The sequence below is a fragment of the Dolichospermum sp. LEGE 00246 genome (assembly GCF_015207865.1).
In the GTDB taxonomy this organism is placed as follows: domain Bacteria; phylum Cyanobacteriota; class Cyanobacteriia; order Cyanobacteriales; family Nostocaceae; genus Dolichospermum; species Dolichospermum heterosporum.
The window spans coordinates 1-4,162 of sequence record NZ_JADEWA010000473.1 but is presented as its reverse complement, the minus strand read 5'-3'; the positions used below and the strand labels follow the sequence as shown (position 1 = coordinate 4,162).

The window sequence follows — 4,162 nt, the reverse complement described above, 5'->3', positions numbered from 1 at the left end:
ATTATTTATAATGCAAAAAAAAATACTATTAACTTCTTTTGACATTTGGTTAAGCCAACAAGAGTCAAATTCATCCGATGACTTGTTACTCGCACTAGCCAAAATGGCTTCACTCCCCCATGATTTAAATTTTTTGCCCCATTTACCTGTAGACGTGCAACTGGCAGGTTCTCGCGTCATTGCCAAAATCAATGAACTCCAACCAGACTACATTATTTGTTGTGGCATGGCGGAAACTCGTTGCCAATTAAGCGTAGAAGTCTTTGCCCGTGGTACAGGCATCTTGCCTGTAAAATCTCCAAATTCTCTCGACATCTTGCCTCAAGAGTCTATAAATTCCCCTGAAAATATTTTCCAAACCAGCGTTGATCTCGAAAAATTATTAGTCGGAACAGCAGCAGTTGAGATTAGCTACGACTGTGGTAAGTTTGTCTGCGAGGGACTTTATTATAAAGTATTGGACTATTTACACCAGTTCCAACTGTCAATTAAGTGTATTTTTGTTCATGTCCCAATTTTAAACCCAGAAAATTCGCCAGAGATAATTGCCGATTTCGTTTTGATCATTAACAACTTGGCACTTCTTTAGAGAGATTAACGTCTGTTTAAACAAATTTACTCAGTATTATGTTGCCACTATTACTTGCTTTCACCCTTGCTCAAGCTGTTCCTGCCACGCCACCACCAGAAGAAATATTACAAATACAGTCAGTACGTCCTTTACCGGGAAAATTGGATTTATTACCAGTATTTAACAGCAATAGTCCAGAACTGGTATCAGAAGAAGGAATTTTACTTTCTACCTTTCCAGAAACGGGAAAAAAAGTCCCATCAGCCCATTTAGATTTTCCCTTGCGCGGACAGTTTGATATTTTTGCCCATCATATTGCCAAAGCTGACCCACCGGAAAATTTACGTTCTTTGTATTTGGGCATCATCTTACATAACCCTGGTTCTCAACCAGTGACAGTAAATATATTGCAAGGTGCGAGTTATTTAAGTCAACCAGATGCCCCGTTTAAGGAAATAGCATCTTTAATTCCCAATGACTTAGGCACAGTTTTTTCTGGTCCTGGGAGTCGGGTTATGTCTGATATTTTGAGAGGGAAAAGACAAGATATTTTTCCTCCCCAAATTGTTATTCCCCCAGGGGAAAGCCAGATGTTATTAAATTTACCAATTCCCGTCCAAGGATTAACACCCCCTTTAAATGGTCGATCCACATATCTGCGACTGCGAAGTAATGGTAATGTTTATGCTGCTAGTTTAGCGATGTTTGCCCGCATAAATACTGATGGTAGTGAACGTGCGCCGAATTTATCAGAATGGCAAAATTTATTAGATAATGGTGAATTATCCACACCCAGAGATAAAGTCCCCACACCCATCACAGGAAACAACAAACCGACAATTTACGGGCGTGTAGCCGGAGTATCCAAGGGTTCTCGATGGTTAGCAGACATAGTAGATGCCCCAAAAAGCAAGTATTTAACCATTCCCCAACCTGGTGCAGCCTTTTCCTACGGTTTGAGTACCTTACATGGGGGAACATTAGGCACAAATCAAATTCAAACCGCACCCATGTTAGTCCGCTATCCTGACACCGCTTATTACGCTCATGGTAATTATGGGATTCAATATAGTCTCAAGTTACCTTTATACAACAATACTCAAAATCCACAAAATGTGAGTGTTGCGATTCAAACTCCACTCAAAGAAAATCAATTAAGTAAACCTGGACTCCGCTTTTTTAAGTTACCCACTCGTCAAATCTTTTTCCGAGGAACTGTACGCTTACGTTATCAAGATCAGGGAAAATGGCAAAATAAATTTGTACATTTAGTTCAGAAGCGCGGTGAATTAGGAGAACCATTAGTCTCATTAGATATAAAACCAGGAAATACATCTTTAGTTCAAGTTGACTTTCTGTATCCACCAGATGCTTCACCACCACAGGTTTTAACAGTATTAACCCAAGCCAAGTAGTTTAACATAACCAAGTCATATCCCCGACTTTTTAAAGAAGTCGGGGATATTTGTCTTTGGGGATCTTTTTGTTCATAGTGGCATCATCCGACAAGAGATTTTTTGATCAATTAGATATTAAGTAATTGGACAAAAATATTTACAGTCATTGCGAGCGAAGGGAAGCAATCGCCAGGGTTGTGATTGCTTCATTTCACTTCGTTCCATATGGCTAACGCCACGCTGCGCCAATGCAATGACATTGTGTAATTAATTCTGTCTCACCACTTAAGTAGGTGGGCGGAGGAAAATCAAAATATATTTCGTTTTTTGAAATGGCTAAAACTCAACGACAATAACCCATCGAGGTGAATTTACATATCGTTACACATTTTGGTTATTTCACGTCCACCTACTTATTACTCCAGGTGTTTGTCATACATTATGGCTCTTGTTACTTTTCGGACATCCTCCCAAGAGGCACTAAAACTACTACAACTACTGAAACTAATAAGTAAAGATTTTATCAAAAATATCATACAAAAAGCCGTAATTATGACAATATCTTTTTGATGAAATTTCGGTTATCGTCATTTGAGCATCCCCGTGTCGCTTCTTGCTTTTTAGGTTTAGAGATTTCCAATTAAAAAAATATCCCAAAATTTCTTGTTGATAGCGTAGTGTGGCGTTAGCCATAGTATGTCCATCGGACAAAATTGGATACCGTTCGCGGAGCGTCCTGGAGGAAACTGGCGCTGCTGCAAGCGGTTCATCTTTTTTGTGGAGTTATCTTAAATCCAGTGTTCAATCTCATACTTCAATTTGGTAACGCTAAAATTCTTTATCGAGAAAATAAACATGAATAAAGACAGGATAGAACTAGCTAAAGAGACTTTAACAACGCATAAAGAAAATATGCGAAAAACGTTAGAACGTCGCTTACAATTAGCCAAAGCACAGAATGACGAAAACTTATCACGTCAGTTAGAAGGGGAAATGAGAGAATATAGCGAAAATCCTGAACCTTCTGGCATTAAAATTGATTCTCTTGGGTTTCTACGCATCTTTAAGACTATTCTTGCTCCAAAGAGGGGAAAATAGTAAATAAGCCATCGCTGCTGCCAATTGCATCATTATCCCTTTGGTCAGCGCGATCATGAATTGTAAAGTTCAGGATATTTTCATAGCAATTGCCAAAAATTACTAATTTAACAAAGTTAAGGATAATTGTCTCAAGTTAATTTTTTTTCACATAAGGCTACAACCAAGTTGTACAGTGATTGCGAAAATTGTTATTGAAGAACTTTGCTTAACTTTGTTAAATTCGCACATACTATCGAGAATTTGAGCAATAATGAAGCTCTTCAGATTAAACTTCAGTGTCTAATCTGATATAAATCTAAAATTCTTTGTTAGGGTAACGAAAATGAGTATAAAAAGAATGGAATTGGCTAAACAAACTGCAAGAAAGCATCAAGAAAATATCCAAAAAATCCTAGAACATCGCTTGCAAGTAGCGAGAACGCAGGATAACGAAAACCTATTGCATCAGTTAGAAGGGGAAATGAGAAAATATAGCGAATACCCTGAACCTTCTGGCATTAAAATTGATTCTCTTGGGTTTCTACGCATCTTTAAGACTATTCTTGCTCCAAACAGGGCAAAGTAGTAAATAAGCTGTCGGGGCTGCTATACTCAAAACGGCTAGAAGCTGGACTTTTTTATCATACAAAGAACAATTTCAAAGCCTCTCCCCGTTGCGGGGAGAGGCTAGGGGTGGGGTTTTATGGCAACCCATAGGTGGCAACCCATAGGTATCAACTTAAGCTCAAATCCCTACTACATCTCGTTCCTAGTCTCTGACTAGGAATGCAGTTAATGAGGCTCTGCCTCTAATAACTCAAGTTGCTAGTTATCTCGTTGAGGCTGGTAATGGGTAATAGGTAATTGGTAATTGGTAAGTAATTGGACAAAAATATTTACAGTCATTGCGAGCGAAGGGAAGCAATCATAACCCTTGCGATTGCTTCATTTCACTTCGTTCCCTATGGCTATGGATGCCAGCAAATACTAATCAGTCCCAACAAGGAATTAGGAGCGGTTCTTGAGTTCTTATGTGGGGAGTCAAATAAACTTGCTAATTGTGGGACTTATTATGCCAGACAATTGTTTTTTAAGACGGGTAAAATTCCTGGTA

Annotated in this window: 4 protein-coding genes and 1 pseudogene; all 5 read left to right on the top strand. The window is 38.7% G+C overall.

The features are described from left to right. The first annotated feature begins 10 nt into the window (after window positions 1-10). Window positions 11-589: a peptidase C15 gene (locus tag IQ228_RS22400; RefSeq protein ID WP_027402805.1), complete on the top strand. Its 579-nt coding sequence runs from the start codon at window positions 11-13 to the stop codon at window positions 587-589. A gap of 38 nt (window positions 590-627) precedes the next feature. Beyond that, window positions 628-1,986: a DUF3370 domain-containing protein gene (locus tag IQ228_RS22395; RefSeq protein ID WP_193964490.1), complete on the top strand. Its 1,359-nt coding sequence runs from the start codon at window positions 628-630 to the stop codon at window positions 1,984-1,986. 837 nt (window positions 1,987-2,823) lie between these two features. Then, on the top strand, window positions 2,824-3,066 hold the full coding sequence (locus IQ228_RS22390; RefSeq protein WP_035082487.1) for a hypothetical protein: 243 nt from the start codon (window positions 2,824-2,826) through the stop codon (window positions 3,064-3,066). 325 nt (window positions 3,067-3,391) lie between these two features. Beyond that, window positions 3,392-3,634, top strand: coding sequence for a hypothetical protein (locus IQ228_RS22385; RefSeq protein WP_035082485.1), 243 nt, complete (start codon window positions 3,392-3,394; stop codon window positions 3,632-3,634). Window positions 3,635-3,930: 296 nt separating this feature from the next. Next, window positions 3,931-4,162, top strand: a pseudogene (locus IQ228_RS26835) (hypothetical protein); the annotation flags it as partial.

Excerpts from the sequence above, each read along its gene's own strand:
- IQ228_RS22400 (WP_027402805.1), top strand. The coding sequence starts at position 11 with ATGCAAAAAAAAATACTATTAACTTCTTTTGACATTTGGTTAAGCCAA.
- IQ228_RS22395 (WP_193964490.1), top strand. The coding sequence starts at position 628 with ATGTTGCCACTATTACTTGCTTTCACCCTTGCTCAAGCTGTTCCTGCC.
- IQ228_RS22390 (WP_035082487.1), top strand. The coding sequence starts at position 2,824 with ATGAATAAAGACAGGATAGAACTAGCTAAAGAGACTTTAACAACGCAT.
- IQ228_RS22385 (WP_035082485.1), top strand. The coding sequence starts at position 3,392 with ATGAGTATAAAAAGAATGGAATTGGCTAAACAAACTGCAAGAAAGCAT.